The organism is Rhodopseudomonas palustris (genome assembly GCF_007005445.1).
GTDB lineage: Bacteria > Pseudomonadota > Alphaproteobacteria > Rhizobiales > Xanthobacteraceae > Rhodopseudomonas > Rhodopseudomonas palustris_G.
On sequence record NZ_CP041387.1, the window covers coordinates 1838144 to 1860338 of the forward strand.

A 22195-nucleotide genomic window follows, 5' to 3' on the forward strand; every position below is an offset into this window, starting at 1 on the left:
ATGGCGATCGACGCACGCCCACCGCCGCCGCAGTTCGTCGCGAAACTGCGGCGTGCGTTGGGTGGTCGCTCCGGCTGGAAGGGGCTGATCGCCCAGGTGCTGTTCGTCGCGGTGCTGTGCTGGATCGGCTACGAGATCGTCGACAATGCGCGCGACAACCTCGCCAACCAGCGGATCGCCTCCGGCTTCGGGTTCATGTCGCAGACCGCGGGGTTCGGCGTCAGTCAGACGCTGATTCCGTATCAGGAGTCCGACAGCTACACGCGGGTGTTCCTGGTCGGGCTCGTCAACACCCTTTTGGTGTCGGCAGTCGGGATTGTCATCGCCACCGTGATCGGATTCATGGTTGCGCTCGGCCGGCTGTCGCCGAACTGGCTGATCTCGCGGATTGCCGGCGGCTACGTCGAGATCGTCCGCAACCTGCCGCTGCTGTTTCAAATCCTGTTCTGGTATCTGGCAGTGCTCGGCACGTTGCCGGCGCCGCGCCAGAGCGTCTCGCTGCTTGACAGCTTCTTTCTGTCCAATCGTGGCATCGTGGTGCCGCGACCGGTCGGTGAGGCCGGCCTCGACGGGTTCCTGGTCGCGGTGCTGATCGCGGTGACCGCGGCGATCGCCTTGCCGCTGTATGCGCGGCGCCGACTGTTCGCGACCGGCAAACCGATGCGGGTGTGGCCTGTGGTAATCGGATTGCTGATCGGCCTGCCGCTCGTCGCGGTGGCGATCTTCGGCAGGCCGTTCTCCTTCGAAGTGCCGGTCCTGCGCGGCTTCAATTTCGCCGGCGGCTCACGGCTTCCGCCGGAGTTCGTGGCGCTGACGCTGGCGCTGTCGACCTATACGGCCGCGTTCATTGCCGAGGTCGTCCGGGCCGGGATCCTGTCGGTGCACAAGGGGCAGATGGAGGCGGGGGCGTCGCTCGGCCTGTCGCGGGGGCAGACGTTGCGGCTGATCGTGATCCCGCAGGCGTTGCGGGTGATCCTGCCGCCGCTCACCAATCAGTACCTCAATCTGACCAAGAACTCGTCGCTGGCGGTGGCGATCGGCTATCCAGATCTGTTCTCGGTGTTCGCCGGCACCACGCTGAGCCAGACCGGGCAGGCGATCGAGGTGATCGCCATCACGATGGGGGTGTATCTGCTGATCTCGCTGGTCACCAGCGCCCTGATGAGCCTGTACGCGTGGCGGATCAACCGGAGCATGGGAGCATGAGCGAGCTCGGGGCCGTCACTCCGGTGTTCGTGCGCGGCGAGATGGTGCCGCAGCGGCCGCCCCCGGTGTATCGGTCGGGCCTGGTGGGAATGGCGCGGCAGCGGCTGTTCAACTCGCCGACCAACATCCTGCTGACCGTCGTCGGCGCGTTGCTGCTCTATTTCACCGTGGTGCCGACGGTGAAGTTCCTGCTGATCGATGCGGTCTGGACCGGAGCGAACCGCACAGATTGCCTCGCCGAGACGGTGGGGCATCCGGTCGGGGCCTGCTGGCCGTTCGTCCAGGCGAAGTTCTCGCAATTCGTCTACGGCTTCTATCCGACGCCGGAACGCTGGCGGGTCGACCTGACCTTCGCGCTCGGTGCGTTGCTGCTGCTGCCGCTCCTGATTCCGCGGGCACCTGCCAAGACGCTGAATGCCGGACTGTTCTTCGTCGCCTTTCCGGTGCTGGCGTTCTTTCTGCTGTATGGCGGAGGCGTGCAGGGCTTCGGCGTGACCTGGAGTGCTGATCTTGCGAGCGGGCTCGCCGACAGCGTCACCCGTGCCGGCCGCAAGCTGGCCACAGGCGGGCCGATTGGAAGCGTGATCGGCCCGGTGCTGCTCGGCCTCGGCACGTTGCTGGTGTGGCTGAGCTGGCCGCTGGTGGCACTGCGCGAGTGGATTCAGGCGTCGTCGCAGCCAGTGTGGCTCGATCTTCTGCTCACGGCCATCGCCACCACCGCATTGGTGTTCGTGCTGACCGGTGTGCGCAATGGTTGGCGGGCGCTGGCGACCACGGTCGGAGCTTTCGTCGGCATCGCAGTGGTGATCGCGGCGCTGCGGCTCGATCGCGGCGGGCTGCCGATCGTCGACACCCGGATGTGGGGCGGTCTGCTGGTGACGCTGGTAGTGTCGGTGACCGGCATTGTCGCCTCGATGCCGGTCGGCATCGCGCTGGCGCTCGGGCGCCGCTCGACGATCCCGTTGATCCGGATCTTCTCGGTCGCCTTCATCGAGTTCTGGCGCGGCGTGCCGCTGATCACGGTGATGTTCTTCGCCACCTATATGCTACCGCTGTTCCTGCCGGGCAATTTCACCATCGACAATCTGGTGCGCGTCCTGATCGGCATCGCGCTGTTCGCCGGCGCGTACAATGCCGAAGTCATTCGTGGCGGCCTGAATGCGATCCCGCGCGGGCAGGCGGAAGCGGCGAGCGCGCTCGGGCTGTCGTATTGGAAGACCACCGGACTGATCGTGCTGCCCCAGGCGCTTCGCCACGTCATTCCGGGCCTCGTCAACAGCTTCATCGCGCTGTTCAAGGATACTTCGCTGGTGTCGATCGTCGCGCTGTTCGATCTGCTCGGCCAGCTCCGCGCCGCGTTTGCCGATCCGACCTGGTCGACGCCGACGACGCTGTTCACGGGCTTCGCCTTCACCGGGCTGATCTACTTCGTGTTCTGCTTCGGCATGTCGCGCTACTCGCTGTCGGTCGAACACCGCCTCAACGCCCACCGGCGGACCTGACGAAAGGATCGATTGATGGCTGACACCCCGATCGTCAGGATCGCTGGTCTGAACAAATGGTACGGCGAGTTTCACGTGCTGCGCGACATCAGTCTCGATGTCGCGCGCAGCGAGCGCATTGTGATCTGCGGGCCATCCGGCTCCGGAAAGTCCACGCTGATCCGCTGCATCAACGCGCTGGAGGAGTTCCAGGAAGGTCAGATCGTGGTCGACGGCATCGACCTCGGTCCGAGCCTGAAGCACGTCGACGACATCCGCCGCGAAGTCGGCATGGTGTTCCAGAGCTTCAACCTGTTTCCGCATCTCACGGTGCTGGAAAACTGCACGCTGGCGCCGATCTGGGTGCGCAACATTCCGAAGAAGGACGCCGAAGCCACCGCGATGAGGTTCCTGGAGCGGGTGCGGATTCCCGACAAGGCCGACAAGTATCCGGGGCAGATTTCCGGAGGTCAGCAGCAGCGCGTGGCGATCGCGCGGGCGCTGTCGATGAACCCGAAAGTGATGCTGTTCGACGAGCCGACCTCGGCGCTCGATCCGGAGATGGTCAAGGAAGTGCTCGACACCATGGTCGACCTCGCCGAGGAGGGCATGACCATGCTGGTGGTGACGCACGAGATGGGCTTCGCCCGCGAGGTCGCCGACCGAGTCGTGTTCATGGACGCAGGGCAGATCATCGAGGCGAACCAGCCCGAAGAGTTCTTCGCCCATCCCCAGCACGCGCGGACGAAACTGTTCCTCAGCCAGATTCTGCGCTGAGTTCGGGCGAGCGAGTCCGAGGCCCTCGAGCAGTTCTGCTTTATAGAATCAGAGCTGATCAGCATCGCGTGCCACACGCACAACCTCATGGTGAGGAGGCGCGTAGCGCCGTCTCGAACCATGTGACGCAGGGAATGCGTTGCCCCATCCTTCGAGACGCCCGGCTTCGCCGGGCTCCTCAGGATGAGGACTCAGTGCCTTCGGAAAGGTCGGATCGTTTCAATCAAACGATGAACCGCTCTAGCGGATGATCGTCGCGCGTGACGAATAGCGCTTGGCGCCGCTGACGGTGAACTGGCTGAACGTCTCCCGGATGCGGTCGGCCGGCGTCATCGCGTGATCGAAGTCGCTCGTCGCTGCGGCTTTCGGCGCCTGGCGCGGGGCGTAGAGCGCGCTGCCGTACAACGACCGGTCGAACCGGTAACTGTCGTCGCCGAACAGTGCATCCGAGACGAACAACACCGCGATGGCCGCCACGATCGTGGCGCCGAAAGATCTGAACACCGACATAAGTCGACGCGCTCCTTGTTTTGCGCAAGGATCGGCCGGTGCCGTGAAGGTTCGGTTTAATGCGCTGCGTGCCGTGAGAGCACGGTTGTCGGCGGGTTAACGCAGCCGCGCATTGTGTCGCGGCCGCGCCGACCGTGCGAGGTTGCTCTACGCCTGCGCGAACGGCACCTGGATCGTGCTCTTGGTCTCCATCCACGCCGGCACCGGCAGGTTCTTGCTGCGCATGAAGTCCGGATTGAACAGCTTGGACTGGTAGCGGCTGCCGTAGTCGCACAGGATGGTCACGATGGTGTGGCCGGGGCCGAGATCGTGTGCGAGGCGGATCGCGCCGGCGACGTTGATGCCGCTCGAGCCGCCGAGGCACAGGCCTTCGTGCTCGAGCAGGTCGTAGATCAGCGGTACCGCTTCATCGTCGGGGATCTGGTAGGCGTCGTCGATCTGCGCGCCGTCGAGATTGGCGGTGACGCGACCCTGGCCGATGCCTTCGGTGATCGAGGAGCCTTCCGACTTCAGCGCGCCGTGCTTGTAGTAATTGTACAGCGCCGAGCCCATCGGGTCGGCGAGCACGGCACGGACGCTCGGATTGAACTGCTTCAAGCCGATCGAGACGCCGGCCAGCGTGCCGCCGGAGCCGACCGCTGCGACGAAGCCGTCGACCTTGCCGTCGGTCTGATTCCAGATTTCCGGCGCGGTGGTCTCGATGTGCGCCTGGCGGTTGGCGACGTTGTCGAACTGATTGGCCCAGATCGCACCGTTCGGCTCGGTCTCGGCGAGCTGAGCGGCGAGGCGGCCGGACAGCTTCACGTAGTTGTTGGGATTGGCGTAGGGCACCGCCGGAACTTCGATCAGCTCGGCGCCGCACAGCCGCAGCATGTCCTTCTTTTCCTGGCTCTGGGTATTCGGGATCACGATCACGGTGCGGAAGCCGAGCGCGTTGGCGACCAGCGCCAGCCCGATGCCGGTATTGCCGGCGGTACCCTCGACCACCACGCCGCCGGGACGCAGCGCACCGCGCTTCACCGCGTCCTGGATGATGAACAGCGCCGCGCGATCCTTCACCGACTGGCCCGGATTCATGAACTCGGCCTTGCCGAGAATGGTGCAGCCGGTCTGTTCCGACGCGCGCTTCAATTTGATCAGGGGCGTATTGCCGATGGCGTCGACGACGTCGTTCTTGATGCTCATGCTGTCCGGCTGCTGACGTTGCGGGCCCTCAAGTTAAGAGACCCGACGGCGCGAGACAAGGCAGCACGGCCTGGGTCGTTGGGCATCGATTGCGGCTGGAGCGGCGCAGGATCAGCCGGCTTTCGCGAATACCACCTGGCGGACGTCGATGTTGCCGGACAGAAATCCCGCCTCGCAGTAAGCCAGATAGTATTCCCACAGCCGCCGGAAGCGCTCGTCGAATCCCTGCGACGTCAGATTCGGCCAGGCGGCGCGGAAATTGTCTCTCCAAGTCGCTAGCGTCTTGGCATAATCTTCTCCGAAGACGCGTTCGCGCACGACGGGCACACCGAATGTCTCGCCGAGCGACTTGAGCACGCCGGGCGATGGCAGCATTCCGCCGGGAAACACGTAGCGCTGAATGAAATCCACTTCGCGGCGATAGGCCTGGAAAAACCGGTCCTGGATGGTGATCGCCTGGATCCCGACCAGTCCGCCCGGCATCAGGCGGTCGCGCAACTGTGAGAAATATTTCGGCCAGAATTCTTCGCCGACAGCCTCGATCATCTCGATCGACGCAATCCGGTCGTAGCGGCCGCGCTCGTCGCGGTAGTCCTGCAGCTTGATCTCGACCTTGTCGGCGAGGCCGGCTTCGAACATACGTTTCTGCGCGAAGTCGCGCTGTTCGCGGCTGATCGTCAGCCCGACGAGGCGGACGTCGAACGTCTTGGCGGCGTATTCGGCGAAGCCGCCCCAGCCGCAGCCGATCTCCAAAACGGAATGACCCGGACGCAGATCGATCGCCTCGGCCAGTCGCTGATATTTGTTGATCTGCGCGGCGGTCAGATCGTGGGTGTGATCCTCGAACAGCGCCGACGAGTAGGTCATGCTCGGATCGAGCCAGGCCGAGTAGAAATCGTTGCCGATGTCGTAATGGGCGTAGATGTTCTTCTTGGCCTGCCGCCTGGTGTTGCGGTTGAACCAGTGCCGGACCATCTGCATGAACCGCATCAGCGGATTGTCGCCGAGCATCGCCTGGATCAGTTCGTGATTGACGCAGAACAGATACAGGAACTGGGTGAGGTCGGGCGTGTCCCATTCGCGGTTGAGATAGGCTTCGGCGATGCCGATGTCGCCGCCGTTGATCAGGCGCGAGGCGAAAGCGTAATTATGCAGCCGCATCTCGGCGGCCGGCCCGGGCTCGGCGCCGCCGAGGCGAAAGCGGCGGCCATCGGGGAGGGTGACGTCGAGCGTCCCGCGCCGGAGCTTCGCGCCGAATGCCAGCGCCATCCGCACCACGCGGGGCAGATCGGCCACTTCGGCAGCGACGTTGTCGGGGGTCAGCGCAACTAACTCGGACATTCCTGTTCCATCGTTCGCGCCCAGCGGAACGGACGGCAGCGCCGGGCTCACACTTTAGGGATTATAAGCATCGTGGCGGTTGGCTGCAAAGCCGGACGGCGGCGGCGGCGAGGCGGGACGCGGAACGAGCCTGGCGCCCTTGATCCACAGCCGCAGCGCCTCCCAATGGATCGCAGCGATCACTTTCAGCGTCATCAGCGGCAACGACAGGAACGACTGCAAGAGTGTCTTCGTCGACAGTGCCCGGTGCGCTCCCGCGAAGGTAGCGGCGAGCACCGGGCCGCCGGAATCGGTTTCGAGAATTCGCAGGCGGACGACGTCGCCCGGCGGCACGATGCGGAAGTGATAGCGCATCGCCATCTCGATGAACGGCGAGACGTAGAACAGCTTGTCCTGCTGCTGCCGCAGCCCGGCGGGGCCGAGTTCGCCGGCGCGCACCGGCAGCGCGTAGGGATGGATGTCGCCGAAGGTGTTGCGGACTTCGTAGATCACCAGCGTCAGCGCGCCCGAAGCGTCGTAGCAGAAATACACCGACAACGGGTTGAAGGTGTAGCCGGCCACGCGCGGATAGGTCAGCAGCAGCACCCGGCCGCCGGTGAGATCGACGCCCTGCGCCGCCGCGCTGGTCTGAGCGTAGGCGCGGAGCGACGAGCCGTCGCGCGGCCCGTGATCGGTTTCGTGGAAGCTGTAGAGCGCGCGCCGGTTGACGCCGAACAGAGGGGACATCCGGTCGGCCTCGTCCAGCCGTCCGAGATCGATCAGCAGCGACATCACGCGGTAGTGGAAGCGATGTCCGACCGGCTTCAGCCGCGCGTGCATCACCTCGCCGACATAAAGCGAAGCCGCTGCTGCGGGCGGCGCGCCGATCGTCGAGGAGGTGGGGGCGGACAAGCGAGCCATGGCTATTCGGCCGCTTCGCGGAATTCCGACGGTGGACCACGCCACGGTACCGGGGCGCCGAGATGCTCGGCGACCGCCAGCCCCGAGCGCAGGCCGTCCTCGTGGAAGCCGTAGCCGGTCCAGGCGCCGCAGAACCAGGTGTTGCGATGTCCCTGGATTTCGCCGATGCGGCGCTGCGCGGCGAACGCCTTGGCGGTGTATTGCGGATGCTCGCATTCGTAGCGGCCGAAGGTCAGTTCCGGTGCCGGCTCGAACGGCGGGTTGAGGCTGACGAACAGCGGCTTGTCGGCGTCGATGCCTTGCAGCCGGTTCATCCAATAGGTGACGGCGACATCGTTGACCGGCGATCCCTGGCGCTGCCAGCGCAGGAAATTCCACGATGCCCAGGCCCGCTTGCGCTTCGGCATCAGCCGTGGATCACGGTGCAGGTACACGATGTTCGGCGCGTAGCCGATGCTACCGAGAATCTCGCGCTCGACATCGCTGGCATCGGCCAGCATCGCCAGTGCCTGATCGCTGTGCGCGCCGATCACGACGTGGTCGAACACGCCGAGACCGCCGTGGCTGTCGCGGACGATCACGCCCTTCGCCGAGCGCTCGATCGCAGTGACTTCGGCCCCGAGCCGCATGTCGTCCCTGAAGGCGCCGGTCAGCTTCTCGACATAACGCGCGCTGCCGCCCTTCACGGTGCGCCAGATCGGGCGCTCGTAATGCAGCAGACGATGGTTGTTGAAGAATGCGATGAAATTCTCAGCCGGGAAGTCGAGAATTTCCGATGCCGGCGCCGACCAGATCGCGGCGCCCATTGGCGCCAGATAGTCGGTCAACAGCCGCGGTGCAAAGCCGCGGCTGTTGAAATAGTCGCCGAGCGACAGATCGGCGAGGGCGCCCGACTTGAAGTCGGTGACGCTCTGTTCGTTGAAGGTCAGGATGTCCCGCAGCATCCGCAGGTAAGACGGCGACAGCAGATTGCTCGGCTGTGCGAACAATCCGGCGGCGGTCTCGAGCCAGTTGGAGCCGCCGCCCTTCCATTCGAATCGGCCGGCGTCAGCGCTGACAGCAAAGCTCATGCAGCTTTCCACGGTCTCGACCCCGAGATGGGCGAACATCGCGGTGAGATCGGGATAGTTGAGCTGGTTGTAGACGATGAAGCCGATGTCGACTGGAATCACCGTTCCGTCGTAATCGACCGTCACCGTATGGCTGTGACCGCCCGCGCGCGGTTCGCGCTCATAGACCGTGACCGGATAGCGCTGCGACAGCGCCCATGCAGCCGAATTCCCCGCGATCCCCGTTCCGACAATAGCAACCCGCATTCCAGCCCCCTCTAGCCCACCGGCCTCCGAGCTACGGCATCGAGGGGCGAGAGTTTCAGCATGTCCGGCAGCGAAAAAATTCGAAGGGCGGGCAGGGAATCTTCCTCGGACGTCCGTATCACCAGATGAAATCTTTGTAAGCTTTGCCGCAATCGCGGAGGCCGTCAAGTTGCGGGAACGCCGATGAAATCGAGGGAATCGCCGCGAACGCCGCAACAGCGCCGCCATACCGGAAACAAGTTGTCACCGACTGTGCCCCTGACGGCTCTGTCCGTGACCAAATCCGCCAGCTAGAATGACCAGAGGGATCGAGACAGCATCTTCCGTGATAGAGTTGCAAGTGGCTGGCAAAAAACATCGTGCGCCGGGACGGTTGGTGGCGCGGGGTGCGCGGCGTTACGCCGCGCCGAACGATGGATCGCGCCCGGCATGAGCACCACACTTCGCTACCTTGGCCGCGCGACCCGATTTGTGGTGGCTTCGGCGCTGGTCGCCGCTTCGGGCGGCTGCATCCTCACTCAGGATTTGCCTGATCCGGCGCTCGATCTGCCGAATCGCTACAAGGCCGCGTCACGGACGGCGGTCGAGAAGCCGCCGGCACTGGATTGGTGGCGCGGCTTCCGGTCGGCCGAGCTGACGCAATTGATGGAAGAGGCTCAGACCGTCAATCTCGACGTCGCCGCCGCCGTGGCGCGAATCCGTCAGGCTGACGCGCAGGCGCGGATCACCGGCGCGGCGCTGCTGCCGAGCCTCAGCGGCACCGGCAATGGCAGCCAGGTCAAGACCTCGGGCTCGAACATCTCCAATACCACGATCGCGGGCCGCCGCTACAGCACCTATTCGTCGTCGCTCAGCGCGTCCTACGAGATCGATTTCTGGGGCAAGAACCGCGATGCCGCGCTCGCCGCCGAGGAGACGGCGACCGCAACCCGGTTCGATCGCGACACCGTGATGCTGACGACGATGGCCGGCGTCGCCAACGCGTACTTCCAGGTGCTGGCCGCGCAGGACCGGATCCGCACCGCCGAAAGCAACATCAAGAGCGCCAGCCGCATCCTCGATGCGATCAAGCAGCGTCTCCGGGCCGGCACCGGCACCGATCTCGATGTGGCGCAGCAGGAGAGCGTGCTGGCGAACCAGCGCGCCGCGCTGCCGCCGCTGCGGCTGACGCTGGCGCAGAACGTCAACGCGCTGGCGACGCTGGTGGCGCGTCCGCCGGAGAGCGTGAGGATCGCCGGCGGCTCCCTGACCCGGCTGGCCTCGCCGCGGGTGACGCCGGGGCTGCCGTCGGATCTGCTCACCCAGCGGCCCGACATCCGCCGCCAGGAGGCACAACTTGCCTCGGCCACCGCCAATGTCGGCAGCGCCCGGGCGCAGTTCTTCCCAACCATTCAGCTTACCGCCCAAGGCGGATACCAGAGCGCGGCGCTGGCCTCGCTGTTCACTCCGCAAGCGACGTTCTCGAACATCGCCGCGGGGCTGACCCAGCCGATCTTCGACGGCGGTCGCATCCAGGGCAATTTCGATCTCACGCAGGCGCAGCAGGAAGAGCTGCTGCAGACCTATCGGAAGACGGTGGTGTCGGCATTCGCCGATGTCGACAACGCGCTGGAGTCGATCAAGCAGAACACCGAGCGGCTGCGGTTGCAGCGTGAGGTGGTGGCGTCGTCGCGGCGCGCCTTCGATCTCGCCGAACAGCAGCTCCGCGCCGGTACCAGTGACATCGTCACCGTGCTGAATACGCAGCTCACGCTGTTCCAGGCCGAGGACGGTCTGATCCAGACGCAGCTCGCGCGCTTCCAGGCGATCGTCAGTCTGTTTCAGGCACTCGGGGGCGGCTGGGAGCCAAAGATGGAAAGAACGGTCGATGCTCTTTAAGCCGGATGCGAAGGAGTCGTCCGGCGCCGGAACCGGACGGAGCGGCTGGGGGGCGCGGCTGCGACGCCGCAGCGTCTCACTGCTGCTGGTCACGCTGATCCTCGGCGGGCTCGGCGTCGTCGCCTGGCGGGCGACGCAGACCAAGCAGGCCGAGCGGCGGATGCCGCCCGATCTCGCCGTGCCGGTGCTGGCGGCAACGCCGAAGGTCGCGGACGTGCCGGTGTATCTCGACGGCGTCGGCTCGGTGAAGCCGCTCGCCACCGTCACGGTGCGGGCCCAGGTCGACGGCAAGCTGATCGCGGTGAATTTCACCGAAGGTCAGGACGTCAAGGCCGGCGACGTGCTGGCCGAGATCGACCCGGCGATCTATCAGGCGGCCTACGACCAGGCGGTCGCCAAGAAGGCGCAGGACGAGGCGCAACTCGCCAACGCCCGGATCGATCTGGCGCGCTACCAGCAGCTTGCGGCCTCGAATGCCGGCTCCAAACAACAAGCCGACACCCAGAAGGCGACCGTCGCGCAGCTCGAGGCGCAGGTCCGCTCCGATCAGGCGGCGATCGACAATGCGGCGGCGACGCTGAGCTACACCAAGGTGGTGGCGCCGATCTCCGGCCGCGCCGGCCTGCGCCAGGTCGACAAGGGCAATCTGGTCAAGTCCGCCGACACCACCGGCATCGTGGTGATCACGCAGTTGCAGCCGATCGCCGTGCAGTTCAGCCTGCCGCAGCAGCAGATCGTGCGGGTCAACGCCGCAGCCGCCGAGGCTCCGCTGCCGGTCGACGTGTTCGGCAACGACGGCGTCACCGTGATCGACACCGGAGTGCTGAAGGGTATCGACAACCAGGTCGACCAGACCACCGGCACGGTCAAGCTGAAGGCGGAATTCCCGAACGCCAGAATGCAGCTCTGGCCGGGCCAGTTCGTCAACGTGCGGCTCAAGGTCGATACGCTGAAGCAGGCGATCGTGGTGCCGGTGTCGGCGGTGCAGCGCGGTCCGGCCGGCACCTTCAGCTACATCATCGGCGACGACAACATCGTTCATGCCCGCCCGGTGAAGGTGACGCAGCAGAATGAAAGCGAGGCCGTGGTCGCCGAGGGGCTGACGCCGGCCGACCGCGTCGTCACCACCGGCTTCGCCAATCTGGCCGAAGGCGCCAAGGTGACGATCGGCGACGCCAGCCAGACTCCCGCCGCCGACCTCGCCCCGCAGAAGCGCCGGCGCCCGCCCGGCGCGCAAAGCGGCGGCGGAGATGCGGGTGAGGGGCAGGGTAAGCGTCGCCGCGGCGAGGCTGGGCAGCAGCAGGCGCCGGCACAGGGCGCAGCGCCGTCGTCGGGGGCGCCCAAGACGCCGTGACCGTGCGCGACGGCGATGGATGCCGGAGCGCGAGACGTCAGTACGCAACGCTGAGGTGAGTTTCCATGGGCGTATCCGAGCCGTTCATCCGACGTCCGATCGCGACCTCGCTGCTCGGCGTGGCGCTGATGATCGGCGGCCTGCTCGGCTACATTGCGCTCCCAGTGTCGGCGTTGCCGCAGGTCGACTTCCCGACCGTGCAGGTGACGACGCAACTCCCCGGCGCCAGCCCGGACGTCGTCGCGTCGCTGATCACCGCGCCGCTCGAGCGCCAGCTCGGCCAGATCCCGTCGCTGACCGCAATGACCTCGACCTCGTCGTTCGGCGTCAGCCAGGTGTCGCTGCAGTTCGACCTCAACCGTGACATCGACGGTGCCACCCAGGACGTTCAGGCTGCGATCAACGCCGCTGCCGGCATCCTGCCGAAGAACCTGCCGTATCCGCCGGTCTACGCCAAAGTGAACCCGGCCGATGCGCCGGTGATGACGCTGGCGCTGACGTCGACCACGGTGTCGCTGCGCAACATGAGCGATCTCGCCGACACTTTGCTGGCGCAGCGGTTGGCCCAGATCAGCGGCGTCGGCCGGGTGTCGGTGCTCGGCGGCTTGAAGCCGGCCGTCCGGGTGCAGGCCGATCTCGCCCGGCTCGCCGCCTACGGCATCTCAATGGAGGATCTGCGCACAGCGATTGCCAACGCCAACGTGTCGGGGCCGAAGGGTTCGCTCGACGGCGCGCAGCAAGCCTACACCATCGCCGCCAACGACCAGATCGCGGTCGCCGCCGCCTATCGGCCGATCATCGTCGCCTACCGCAACGGCGCGCCGGTGACGATCGGCGACGTCGCGCAGATCGTCGATGGCCTGGAGAACGAGCGCACCGGTGCCTGGTACCAAGGTGCGCCGGCGGTGATCCTCGACATCCAGCGTCAGCCGGGCGCCAACGTGATCGACGTGGTCAAGGGCATCCGCGCCGAGATTCCGCGGATGCAGCGGCTGGTGCCGGCCGGCGTCAAGCTCACGGTGGTCAGCGACCGCACCGAGACGATCCGCGCCTCGGTCAACGACGTGCAGTTCACGCTGGTGCTGGCCGTGATCCTGGTGACGCTGGTGGTGCTGCTGTTTCTGCGCTCGATGCGGGCAACCATCATTGCCGGGGTAGCGCTGCCGCTGTCGCTGATCACCAGCTTCGGCGTGATGTATTTCGCCGGATTCAGCCTCGACAATCTGTCGTTGATGGCGCTGACGATCGGCACCGGCTTCGTCGTCGACGATGCCATCGTGATGATCGAGAACATCGTTCGCCACATGGAAGACGGCGAAAGCCCGATGCAGGCGGCGCTGAACGGCGCCAGTGAGATCGGCTTCACGGTCATCTCGCTGACCTTGTCGCTGATCGCGGTGTTCATTCCGCTGCTGTTCATGTCCGGCCTGGTCGGGCGGATGTTCCGCGAGTTCGCACTGACGCTGACGATCGCGGTCGTCACCTCGGCTATCGTGTCGCTGACGTTGACGCCGATGATGTGCTCTCGGCTGCTCAAGCACGCCCGCGAGGAACGCCAGGTGCCTGGCCTCGCCACCATCACTGGCTGGATCGATCGCGGCGCCGAAGCCTATCACCGCAGCCTGCTGTGGGTGCTGAAGCATCAGCGGGCGACGCTGGTGGTGACCTTCCTGACCATCGCGGCGACGCTGGTGCTGTACGTGATAGCGCCGAAGGGCTTCCTGCCGCTGCAGGACACCGCTTCGATCACGGCTGTGACGGAAGCCGGACCGGCGGTGTCGTTCGCCGAGATGAAAGCCCGGCAAACCGAGACGGCTGCGGCGATCGAGGCGGACCCCGACGTGATCGGTGTGGTGTCGGTGATCGGAGCCGGCTCGGTCAATCCGACACCGAATGTCGGCCGCTTGGTGCTGACTCTGAAGCCGCGCGGGGACCGCAAATCCGATGTCGGCGAGGTGATCGAGCGGCTGAAGCAGCGCGTCGCCGGCATTCCCGGCATGACGGTGTACTTCCAGGCCGTGCAGGACGTGCAGATTTCGACCCAGGCCAGCCGCTCCCAGTATCAATACACGCTGACCGCGACCGACGCCGCCCTGCTGTCGCAATGGGCCGACCGGCTGCTCGGCGAATTGCGCCGCGATCGGTTGTTCCGCGATGTCTCGACCGAGGCGCAGGAGGGCGGCCTGCGCGCCGCGCTCGACATCAATCGCGAGCGCGCCGGACAGCTCGGCGTCAGCGTACAGGCGATCAACGACACGCTGAACGACGCCTTTGCACAGCGGCAGATCTCGACGATCTATGGCCAGGCCAACCAGTATCGCGTAGTGCTGGAGGCGATGCCTGTGTATCAGCAGGATCCGTCGGTGCTGTCGAAGCTTTACGTGCCGGGCAACGCCGGCGCGCAAGTGCCGATCTCGGCCGTAGCCGAGCTGAAGCGCACGATCGCGCCGCTGGCGATCTCGCATCAGGCGCAGTTTCCGTCGGTGGCGATGAGTTTCAACCTCGCGCCCGACGCCTCGCTCGGCGAGGCGGTGAACGAGATCAAGGCGATCGAGAAGCGGATCGGAATGCCCGGCAGCATCGTCGGCGTGTTCTATGGCGACGCCGCCGAGTTCTCGAAAGCGCTCGACGGCCAGCCCTGGCTGATCCTGGCCGCGATCGTTGCGATCTACATCGTGCTGGGCGTGCTCTACGAGAGCTACATCCACCCGATCACCATTCTGTCGACACTGCCCTCGGCAGGCGTCGGCGCCATTCTGGCGCTGATGCTGTTCGGCCAGGATCTATCGGTGATCGGCCTGATCGGCATCATCCTGCTGATGGGTATCGTCAAGAAGAACGCGATCCTGATGATCGACTTCGCGCTCGATGCCGAGCGGGAGCAGGGGATGTCATCCTACGAGGCGATCGTGCAGGCGTGCCGGCTGCGGTTCCGGCCGATCATGATGACGACGCTGGCGGCGCTGTTCGGCGCGTTGCCGCTGGCGGTCGAGAGCGGTACGGGCTCGGAACTGCGGTTTCCGCTCGGCATCTCGATCATCGGCGGGCTGCTGCTCAGTCAATTGTTGACGTTGTACACCACTCCGGTGATCTATCTGGCGCTCGATCGCATCAACCGCAGGCTGGAGCGGGCGCTGCCGCCGGTGCCGCCCGCGGCTCCGTCGCCGCCGCTGGCCGGGTCGGCGGGGGAAACGCGCTGATGGCGTCGATGTCCGCCCCGTTCATCCGCAGGCCGGTCGGCACCACGCTGCTGGCGATCGGGTTGTTTCTGGTCGGCATGGTCGCTTATGCGGCGCTGCCGGTGGCGGCACTGCCCAATGTCGATTTCCCGATGATCATGGTGCAGGCGTCGCGGCCCGGCGCCGCGCCGGCAGTGATGGCTTCGACCGTCGCCGCCCCGCTGGAGCGGCGGCTCGGTGAGATCGCCGGGCTCGACCAGATCACCTCGACCAGTTCGCTCGGCAACACCCGGATCCAGTTGCAGTTCTCGATCGGCCGCAACGTCGACAGCGCAGCGCGGGACGTTCAGGCGGCGATCAACGCCGCGGTCCGCGACCTGCCGACCGATCTGCCGACACTGCCGAAATTCCGCAAGTTCAACTCCGCGGCGGCGCCGGTCTACATCCTGGCGCTGACCTCCAAGACGATGTCGGCGAGCGCGATCTATGATGTTGCCGACACCGTGCTGGCGCAGCGGATTTCCCAGGTGCCGGGGGTCGGCGACGTCACCGTGTCGGGCGCCGACCAGCCGGCGGTGCGGATCGCGCTGAACCCGGTGGCTCTGTCGAATGCCGGCATCTCGACCGACGACGTCCGCACCGCGATCGTCGCCGCCAACCCGGTCGGCCCGGTCGGCTCGTTCGACGGGCCGCGGCTGACCGAGACACTGTCGACCAATCCACAGATGCGCACGGCGGAGGAATTCCGCGGCATCGTGATCAAGAGCGACGGCAACGGCACGGTGCGGCTGTCGGACGTCGCCACGGTGAGCGACGCGACGCGAAACGCCCGCACCATCGCCTGGTACAACAAGCAGCCGGCGGTGATCATCCAGATCACCAAGCAGGGCGACGCCAACGTCATCGAGACCGTCGACCGGGTCAAGGCGCTGCTGCCCGAGCTGAAGCAATGGATTCCCGCGGGCGTCGACATCTCGGTGCTGGCCGACCGCACCGGCACGATCCGTGCCAGCGTCGACGACATGCAATGGACGCTGCTCGCGACTGCGGTGCTGGTGATGGTGGTGGTGCTGCTGTTCCTTCGCCGGCTGACGCCGACGATCGCGGCGGGCGTGTCGGTGCCGCTGGCGCTCGCCGGCACCTGCGCCGGGATGTGGCTCAGCGGGTTCTCGATCAATAATCTGTCGCTGATGGCGCTGGCGATCGCGGTCGGCTTCGTCGTCGACGACGCGATCGTGATGATCGAGAACATGTACCGCAACCTCGAGCGCGGCATGGCGCCGCTGCCGGCGGCGCTGGAAGGCGCCCGGCAGATCGGCTTCACGGTGCTGTCGATCAGCCTGTCGCTGGTCGCGGCTTTCGCGCCGCTGATCTTCATGGACGGTCTGATCGGCCGGCTGCTGCGCGAGTTTTCTCTGACGCTGACCTTTGCGATTGCGGTGTCGACCGTGGTGTCACTGACGCTGACGCCGATGATCTGCGCGCACTACATCCGTCCTGAGGCGTCGCCGAAGCAGACATGGTTCGATCGTCTGGTGGAAGGCACACTGAGCCGCATCGTCGGCTTCTACGCCTGGACGCTGCGCGCGGTGCTCGGGGTGCCGTGGCTGACCGTGGTGGTTTTCATCGCCACCATCGCGCTGACGGTGACGCTGTATATCAAGGTGCCGAAGGGCTATTTCCCGATCGACGATTCCGGCTTCGTGATCGGCTCGACCCGGGCCTCCGCCGATATTTCGTTTCAGTCGATGCGCAAGCTGCAGGAGCAGCTCGCCGACATCGTGATGGCCGATCCGGCGGTAGCGGGGGTCGGCTCGGTGCTGGGCGGCGGCGGGCCGGGCGCCGGCGGTTCCAATCGCGGCACGATGTTCATCAATCTGAAGCCGAACGCCGAGCGCGAGGGCGTGACCACCCAGATGGTGATCGACCGGCTGCGGCGGCAGCTCAGCCAGGTCGCCGGCATCAGGCTGTTCATGTTCGCCGCGCAGGATCTGCGCGGCGGCGGCCGGTCCAGCGAATCCAACTACCAGTACACGTTGAGCAGTCCCGACCTCGAGCTGTTGCAGAAATGGGCGCCGATCGTCGCCAAAAGGATGCAGACCGTCGAGGGTATCACCGACGTCACCAGCGACCGCGACGACGGTGGCCTGCAACTGACCTTGGCGATCGACCGCACCATGGCGTCGCGGCTCGGCGTCAAGATTCAGGACATCGACAACGCGCTCAACAACGCGTTCTCGCAGCGGCAGATCGCCACGATCTACACCCAGCGCAACCAGTATCAGGTGGTGCTGGAAATCGATCCGAAATTCCAGACCGATCCCATCGACCTGAAACGGATCTACGTCGCCAGTTCGAGCGGCGAGCAGGTGCCGCTGTCGGCGGTGGTGCGCGCCGAGCGCGGGCTGGCGGCGCTGGCGGTCGCCCATACCCAGGGCGTGCCATCGACGACGGTGTCGTTCAACACGTTGCCCGACGTCCCGCTGCAAGAGGCGACCGGGAACATTCAGCGCGCGGTCGATGAATTGCACATGCCGGAAGGCATTCGCGGCTCGTTTGACGGCAACGCCGGCGACTTCCGCGCCACCTCCAGCAAGCAACCGCTGTTGATCCTTGCGGCATTCATCGCGATGTACATCGTGCTCGGCGTGCTCTACGAGAGCCTGGCGCATCCGCTCACGATCATTTCCACGCTGCCTTCGGCGGGGCTCGGCGCGCTGCTGGCGCTGCTGGTCACCGGCACCGAATTGTCGGTGATCGCCTTCGTCGGCATCATCATGTTGATCGGCATCGTCAAGAAGAACGGCATCATGATGGTGGACTTTGCGCTGGAGGCGGAGCGCGACCGCGGGCTGTCCTCCGCGGATGCGATCTTCGAGGCCTGCATCGTTCGGTTCCGGCCGATTCTGATGACCACGCTGGCGGCGCTGTTTGCGGCGATTCCGCTGGTGGTCGCGGTCGGCCCCGGCACCGAGCTGCGGCGACCGCTCGGCATCACCATCATCGGCGGGCTGTTCGTATCCCAGGTGCTGACGTTGTATACGACGCCGGTGATCTATCTGTTGATCGACCGGGTGCGGCAGCGGCGCTGGCGCCGCGGCGCACCGGCCGCAGTGCCGGCGGAGTGAAGACGAGATGACGACCGAACATGCCACCCGCGTCGCCGAGCCCGGCACGCCGGAGCCCGAGTGTGCCCGCTGTGGCAAGCCGCTGCCGCTGTGCATCTGCGACACCGTCGAGCCGATCGCCAGCCGGATCGAACTCCTGATCCTGCAGCATCCGCAGGAGCAGGACCGGGCGCTCGGCACCGCGCGGCTGACCGCGCAGCATTTCAACAATGCCGTGGTCCGGATCGGGCTGTCGTGGCCGAGCTTGTCCAAGGCGCTCGGCCGCACCGTGCACGATCCGTCGCGCTGGGCCGTGCTGTATCTCGGCTCCGCCCGCGCCGCCAAGCTGGCGCAGGGGCGGGACGTTCTGGCGGTCGATGCCAAGGGCCAGCCCGAGCCGCATCAGGACATGATCCTCGACGACATCGAGGGCGTGGTACTGCTCGACGGCACCTGGAGCCAGGCCAAGGCGCTGTGGTGGCGCAACGCCTGGATGCTGAAATGCCAGCGGGTGATTCTCGATCCCTCGGCGCCTTCGCGCTACGGCCGCCTCCGCAAGGAGCCGCGCCGCGACGGTCTGTCGACCCTCGAAGCGGCCGCGATGCTGCTGTCGCGGCTGGAGCACCGGCCGGAGATCGAGACCGTATTGCTGGGGGCGTTCGACCGGATGCTGGCGCGGTTTAAGCAGGTCCAGGCCGAGCGGCCCGACCTGGCGCCGAAGCCGAAGAAGCGCGACTGGCGCAAACGGCGCGGGTGAGGCGCAAGCGTCGCGATTCAGCGCTCGCCGCCATGGCCTCGACGCGGGTTCCGGTCGAGTCTGAGAAAGGTCCACTAAGTGCTTGATTGGAAAGTGGAGGCCACGACCAGAATTGAACTGGTGTACACGGTTTTGCAGACCGTTGCGTAACCACTCCGCCACGTGGCCCCACGCGGCGAACTCTTATACGGCCGGACGGCGATAGGCAACCGCCGCAGCGCGCGAACGGTCGGTCCTGCCCAGCCTTGAACATTCATAAGCAGTCGCGCAAGGAGGGGAGACACCAGGGGACAGGACGGGGATGCCGGATCGCGACAGCAGGCGCCGGAGCGGCGCAAGGACGACGGCCTGATGCTGTTCAGTTCGCCGGTGTTCCTCTTCCTGTTCATGCCGCTGCTGCTTCTCGTCTATTGGAGCGTGCCGCGGCCGCTTCGCAACAGCGTGCTGCTGGTCGCCAGCCTGGTTTTCTATGCCTGGGGCGAGCGGTTCTTCGCGCTGGTGATGCTGGGATCGATTTTCGGCAACTGGCTGCTCGGATTGGCGCTGGAGGCATTGGCGGAGCCGCGCCAGCGCAAGCTGGTGGTGGCCGCCGCCGTGGTGCTGAACATCGGCTTGTTGGCGGTGTTCAAGTATTCTGAATTCCTGATCTCGAATCTCAACGCGATGTTCGAGGCGATCGGAATCGCGCCCGTCACGGTGGTGTCGCCACATCTGCCGCTGGGAATCTCGTTCTTCACCTTCCATGCGCTGTCCTATGTGATCGACGTCTATCGCGGGGTGGCGAGGGCGCAGCGCCGGCCGGTCGATTTCGCGCTGTACATCGCTTTCTTTCCGCAACTGATCGCCGGCCCGATCATCCGCTATCACGACATCTCCGAGCAGCTCCGTCGCCGTCCGGTGACGCTCGAACTGGCGGCCTCCGGCGTCGAGCGATTCCTGGCCGGATTCGGCAAGAAGATGCTGTTGGCCAATCCGCTCGGCGAGGTCGCCGACCGGATCTTCGCGCTGCCGGCCGCCGATCTCAGCCCCGGCACCGCCTGGCTCGGGTTGATCTGCTACACGTTGCAGATCTATCTCGATTTCTCGGCCTATTCGGACATGGCGATCGGGCTGGCGCGGCTGTTCGGGTTCACCTTCCTGGAGAATTTCAACTACCCGTATCTGGCGCGCTCGATGCAGGAATTCTGGCGGCGCTGGCACATCTCGCTGTCGAACTGGCTGCGCGACTATCTGTACATCCCGCTCGGCGGCAACCGCGTGCCGCCGTGGCGAATCTATTTCAATCTCGCCACGGTGTTCCTGTTGTGCGGGCTCTGGCACGGCGCCAACTGGACCTTCGTGGTCTGGGGGCTGATCCACGGTCTTTTCCTGATCCTGGAGCGGCTCGGGCTGGCGGCGCTGCTGGCGCGGACGCCGCGGCCGGTGCAGCACGCCTACACGCTGGCCGTGGTGTCGCTGGCCTGGGTGTTCTTCCGGGCCGCCGACCTCACCCAGGCGATCGCCTATCTGCGGGCGATGGCCGGCTTTGGCGCGGGCTGGTCGGTCGACTTCCTGTCCGAGATCGACCCGCTGGTGGCGATCTGCCTGGTGCTCGGGGGCTTGGCGAGCGCGTCGCTGTTTAGCCCGCTCACTTCAGACTGGAGGCTGCGCCGGAACCAGCGCGAGGGCCGTCTCGATCCCGGGATCGGCAGCTTGCAGCTCGGCCGGGACAGCGCTCTGATGCTCGGCGCACGTCTGGTCGTGCTGCTGACGATCGGCCTGTTGGCGGCCGGTCAGGTCGCGGCGGGCACCTACAATCCGTTCATCTATTTCCGGTTCTAGCGATGCAGCGAACCCCTTTGACCGCCCGGCTGTATGGCCGAATGTTGGTCGGCCTGGTGATGGCGTTCTCGTTTGCGTCGCTGATCGCGATGGCATTCAAGCAGGCCGAGATCAGCGGCGGCGAGAACCGTACGCTCACCCAGCTTCCGGGGTGGCCGCGCACGCTCGCAGAGTGGGACAGTTTCCCGCAGCGGTTCGACGCCTACGTCAACGACAATTTCGGGCTGCGCAAGTTGCTGCTGCGGCTGAATTCCAACTTCAGCACCGTGCTGCTGGGCCGTTCTCCGTCGGACAAGGTGGTGTTCGGCAAGGACGACTGGCTGTTCTATGCCGGCGACAACTCGATCGAGCTGTATCGCAACCAGCGGCCGCTCAGCACGCTCCAGCTCGAGGACACGCGCGTGGCGCTGCAGCGCCGGGCGCGCGCGATGGAGGCGGCTGGCCGGCCGTATCTGTTCGTGATCGTGCCCGACAAGCACACGATCTATCCGGAGATGATGCCGACCTACATGTCGCGGCGCGATACGCCGTCGCAGTTCGATCAGGTCGTTGCGGTGGCCGAGGCCAGCGGTCTGCCTGTGCTCGATCTGCGGGTCGCGCTGCGGCAGGGCAAGACGGAGCTGCCAGTGTACTACAAGGACGACTCGCATTGGAGCGCGTGGGGCGCCTATCTCGGCTATCGCCGGATCATGGCGGCGCTGCCGCTTCCGGATCTGCCGGTGATCGATCTCGAGGCGCGACAGTTTTCCGTCACGTCGGATCACGCCGGCGATCTCGCCCGCATGGCGGGATTGACCAGGCGCGAGACGACGCCGATCGCAGCGCCGGCCGATCGATGTGCCTACACCGTCACGGCTTTCCAGCCGGTCGTCGGCGACGACATCATGATGCGGCGGACGCTGTGCCCGCAGGCCAAGCACAAGCTGATGTTTGTCGGCGATTCGTTCAGCGAAGGTCTGGTCGCGTATCTGTCGCGCAGCTTCGGCGAGGTGGTCTATGTCGCCCGTTCGGGCTTCAAGCCGTCACGCCAGATCGTGCCGCTGATCGAACGCGAGGCGCCTGATCTGGTGATCGAAGAGCTTGCGGAACGGCATCTGGACTCGCTGGCGGAGACCGTCGTGTCGGACGGGCGATAGGCCGGGCAAATGCCTGCGTCAGCAGGAGGCGTACCAATCCGATGGGAACGGCAGCAACGGCCATTCGACCGAATTGTCGTTCGCCGCACGGCGCATCGTCGCCACCGCGTTCGCGCGCACGACATTGTCCTGTGCGCTTTCCGCGACGGCGCCGCCGATCGAGTCCAGCAGCAGATCGTATTCGGCTTCGCTCATGGTCCGGCTCCCCTGTCCGAACCGGAGTGTGTCAAGAACTGTTGTGGGCCCG

The 22195-nt window shown here is 65.8% G+C and carries 16 protein-coding genes and 1 tRNA gene; 10 read left to right on the plus strand and 7 right to left on the minus strand.

Annotated features, from left to right (window positions below; genetic code table 11):
• Genes FLL57_RS08335 through FLL57_RS08345 form a run of 3 tightly spaced genes read left to right on the plus strand, consistent with a single transcriptional unit; the run spans position 1 to position 3464 of the window.
• The gene (locus FLL57_RS08335) at positions 1-1206 is read left to right on the plus strand and encodes an amino acid ABC transporter permease (protein ID WP_013502607.1); all 1206 of its coding nucleotides are present in this window, start codon (positions 1-3) and stop codon (positions 1204-1206) included.
• Positions 1203-2708: an amino acid ABC transporter permease gene (locus FLL57_RS08340; protein ID WP_013502606.1), complete on the plus strand. Its 1506-nt coding sequence runs from the start codon at positions 1203-1205 to the stop codon at positions 2706-2708. The genes FLL57_RS08335 and FLL57_RS08340 overlap by 4 nt, the downstream gene beginning before the upstream one ends.
• Before the next feature lie 15 nt (positions 2709-2723).
• On the plus strand, positions 2724-3464 hold the full coding sequence (locus tag FLL57_RS08345) for an amino acid ABC transporter ATP-binding protein (RefSeq protein ID WP_142882649.1): 741 nt from the start codon (positions 2724-2726) through the stop codon (positions 3462-3464).
• 240 nt (positions 3465-3704) lie between these two features.
• Here FLL57_RS08345 and FLL57_RS08355 read toward each other — a convergent pair whose 3' ends face one another.
• The 5 genes from FLL57_RS08355 to FLL57_RS08375 form a co-directional block, all read right to left on the minus strand.
• A complete protein-coding gene (locus tag FLL57_RS08355) occupies positions 3705-3974 on the minus strand; it encodes a hypothetical protein (RefSeq protein WP_142882650.1) in 270 nt (89 codons plus the stop codon).
• Positions 3975-4121: 147 nt separating this feature from the next.
• On the minus strand, positions 4122-5159 hold the full coding sequence (locus FLL57_RS08360) for a cysteine synthase A (protein ID WP_142882651.1): 1038 nt from the start codon (positions 5157-5159) through the stop codon (positions 4122-4124).
• Positions 5160-5270: 111 nt separating this feature from the next.
• Complete coding sequence (locus FLL57_RS08365) at positions 5271-6500, minus strand: SAM-dependent methyltransferase (protein WP_142882652.1); 1230 nt, start codon at positions 6498-6500, stop codon at positions 5271-5273.
• A 54-nt stretch (positions 6501-6554) separates the two neighbouring features.
• The gene (locus FLL57_RS08370; protein WP_142882653.1) at positions 6555-7400 is read right to left on the minus strand and encodes a DUF1365 domain-containing protein; all 846 of its coding nucleotides are present in this window, start codon (positions 7398-7400) and stop codon (positions 6555-6557) included.
• Positions 7401-7402: 2 nt separating this feature from the next.
• Positions 7403-8716, minus strand: a complete 1314-nt coding sequence (locus FLL57_RS08375; protein WP_142882654.1) for an NAD(P)/FAD-dependent oxidoreductase — start codon at positions 8714-8716, stop codon at positions 7403-7405.
• Between the two features lie 429 nt (positions 8717-9145).
• Between FLL57_RS08375 and FLL57_RS08380 the strand changes: the two genes are divergently transcribed.
• The 5 genes from FLL57_RS08380 to FLL57_RS08400 all read left to right on the plus strand — a co-directional run bounded on the left by FLL57_RS08380 (position 9146) and on the right by FLL57_RS08400 (position 18991).
• A complete protein-coding gene (locus tag FLL57_RS08380; RefSeq protein WP_013502599.1) occupies positions 9146-10594 on the plus strand; it encodes an efflux transporter outer membrane subunit in 1449 nt (482 codons plus the stop codon).
• Positions 10584-11948: an efflux RND transporter periplasmic adaptor subunit gene (locus tag FLL57_RS08385; protein ID WP_013502598.1), complete on the plus strand. Its 1365-nt coding sequence runs from the start codon at positions 10584-10586 to the stop codon at positions 11946-11948. Before FLL57_RS08380 ends, FLL57_RS08385 begins: the two co-directional genes overlap by 11 nt.
• Positions 11949-12013: 65 nt before the next feature.
• A complete protein-coding gene (locus FLL57_RS08390; RefSeq protein WP_047307938.1) occupies positions 12014-15148 on the plus strand; it encodes an efflux RND transporter permease subunit in 3135 nt (1044 codons plus the stop codon).
• The gene (locus FLL57_RS08395) at positions 15148-18255 is read left to right on the plus strand and encodes an efflux RND transporter permease subunit (protein WP_013502596.1); all 3108 of its coding nucleotides are present in this window, start codon (positions 15148-15150) and stop codon (positions 18253-18255) included. Before FLL57_RS08390 ends, FLL57_RS08395 begins: the two co-directional genes overlap by 1 nt.
• 7 nt (positions 18256-18262) lie before the next feature.
• Positions 18263-18991 (plus strand): tRNA-uridine aminocarboxypropyltransferase, encoded by a 729-nt coding sequence (locus tag FLL57_RS08400; RefSeq protein ID WP_047307775.1) that lies wholly within the window; start codon positions 18263-18265, stop codon positions 18989-18991.
• Positions 18992-19085: 94 nt separating this feature from the next.
• Here FLL57_RS08400 and FLL57_RS08405 read toward each other — a convergent pair.
• Positions 19086-19159 (minus strand) — tRNA-Cys (locus FLL57_RS08405).
• A 183-nt stretch (positions 19160-19342) separates the two neighbouring features.
• Between FLL57_RS08405 and FLL57_RS08410 the strand changes: the two genes are divergently transcribed.
• Both FLL57_RS08410 and FLL57_RS08415 read left to right on the plus strand, forming a co-directional pair.
• Positions 19343-20812, plus strand: coding sequence for an MBOAT family O-acyltransferase (locus FLL57_RS08410; protein ID WP_142882655.1), 1470 nt, complete (start codon positions 19343-19345; stop codon positions 20810-20812).
• Between the two features lie 2 nt (positions 20813-20814).
• Positions 20815-21948, plus strand: coding sequence for an alginate O-acetyltransferase AlgX-related protein (locus FLL57_RS08415; protein ID WP_142882656.1), 1134 nt, complete (start codon positions 20815-20817; stop codon positions 21946-21948).
• A gap of 18 nt (positions 21949-21966) precedes the next feature.
• Here FLL57_RS08415 and FLL57_RS23295 read toward each other — a convergent pair whose 3' ends face one another.
• A complete protein-coding gene (locus tag FLL57_RS23295; protein ID WP_013502592.1) occupies positions 21967-22143 on the minus strand; it encodes a hypothetical protein in 177 nt (58 codons plus the stop codon).
• Between the last annotated feature and the right edge of the window lie 52 nt (positions 22144-22195).

Excerpts from the sequence above, each read along its gene's own strand:
- FLL57_RS08335 (WP_013502607.1), top strand. The coding sequence starts at position 1 with ATGGCGATCGACGCACGCCCACCGCCGCCGCAGTTCGTCGCGAAACTG.
- FLL57_RS08340 (WP_013502606.1), top strand. The coding sequence starts at position 1,203 with ATGAGCGAGCTCGGGGCCGTCACTCCGGTGTTCGTGCGCGGCGAGATG.
- FLL57_RS08345 (WP_142882649.1), top strand. The coding sequence starts at position 2,724 with ATGGCTGACACCCCGATCGTCAGGATCGCTGGTCTGAACAAATGGTAC.
- FLL57_RS08355 (WP_142882650.1), bottom strand. The coding sequence starts at position 3,974 with ATGTCGGTGTTCAGATCTTTCGGCGCCACGATCGTGGCGGCCATCGCG.
- FLL57_RS08360 (WP_142882651.1), bottom strand. The coding sequence starts at position 5,159 with ATGAGCATCAAGAACGACGTCGTCGACGCCATCGGCAATACGCCCCTG.
- FLL57_RS08365 (WP_142882652.1), bottom strand. The coding sequence starts at position 6,500 with ATGTCCGAGTTAGTTGCGCTGACCCCCGACAACGTCGCTGCCGAAGTG.
- FLL57_RS08370 (WP_142882653.1), bottom strand. The coding sequence starts at position 7,400 with ATGGCTCGCTTGTCCGCCCCCACCTCCTCGACGATCGGCGCGCCGCCC.
- FLL57_RS08375 (WP_142882654.1), bottom strand. The coding sequence starts at position 8,716 with ATGCGGGTTGCTATTGTCGGAACGGGGATCGCGGGGAATTCGGCTGCA.
- FLL57_RS08380 (WP_013502599.1), top strand. The coding sequence starts at position 9,146 with ATGAGCACCACACTTCGCTACCTTGGCCGCGCGACCCGATTTGTGGTG.
- FLL57_RS08385 (WP_013502598.1), top strand. The coding sequence starts at position 10,584 with ATGCTCTTTAAGCCGGATGCGAAGGAGTCGTCCGGCGCCGGAACCGGA.
- FLL57_RS08390 (WP_047307938.1), top strand. The coding sequence starts at position 12,014 with ATGGGCGTATCCGAGCCGTTCATCCGACGTCCGATCGCGACCTCGCTG.
- FLL57_RS08395 (WP_013502596.1), top strand. The coding sequence starts at position 15,148 with ATGGCGTCGATGTCCGCCCCGTTCATCCGCAGGCCGGTCGGCACCACG.
- FLL57_RS08400 (WP_047307775.1), top strand. The coding sequence starts at position 18,263 with ATGACGACCGAACATGCCACCCGCGTCGCCGAGCCCGGCACGCCGGAG.
- FLL57_RS08410 (WP_142882655.1), top strand. The coding sequence starts at position 19,343 with ATGCTGTTCAGTTCGCCGGTGTTCCTCTTCCTGTTCATGCCGCTGCTG.
- FLL57_RS08415 (WP_142882656.1), top strand. The coding sequence starts at position 20,815 with ATGCAGCGAACCCCTTTGACCGCCCGGCTGTATGGCCGAATGTTGGTC.
- FLL57_RS23295 (WP_013502592.1), bottom strand. The coding sequence starts at position 22,143 with ATGAGCGAAGCCGAATACGATCTGCTGCTGGACTCGATCGGCGGCGCC.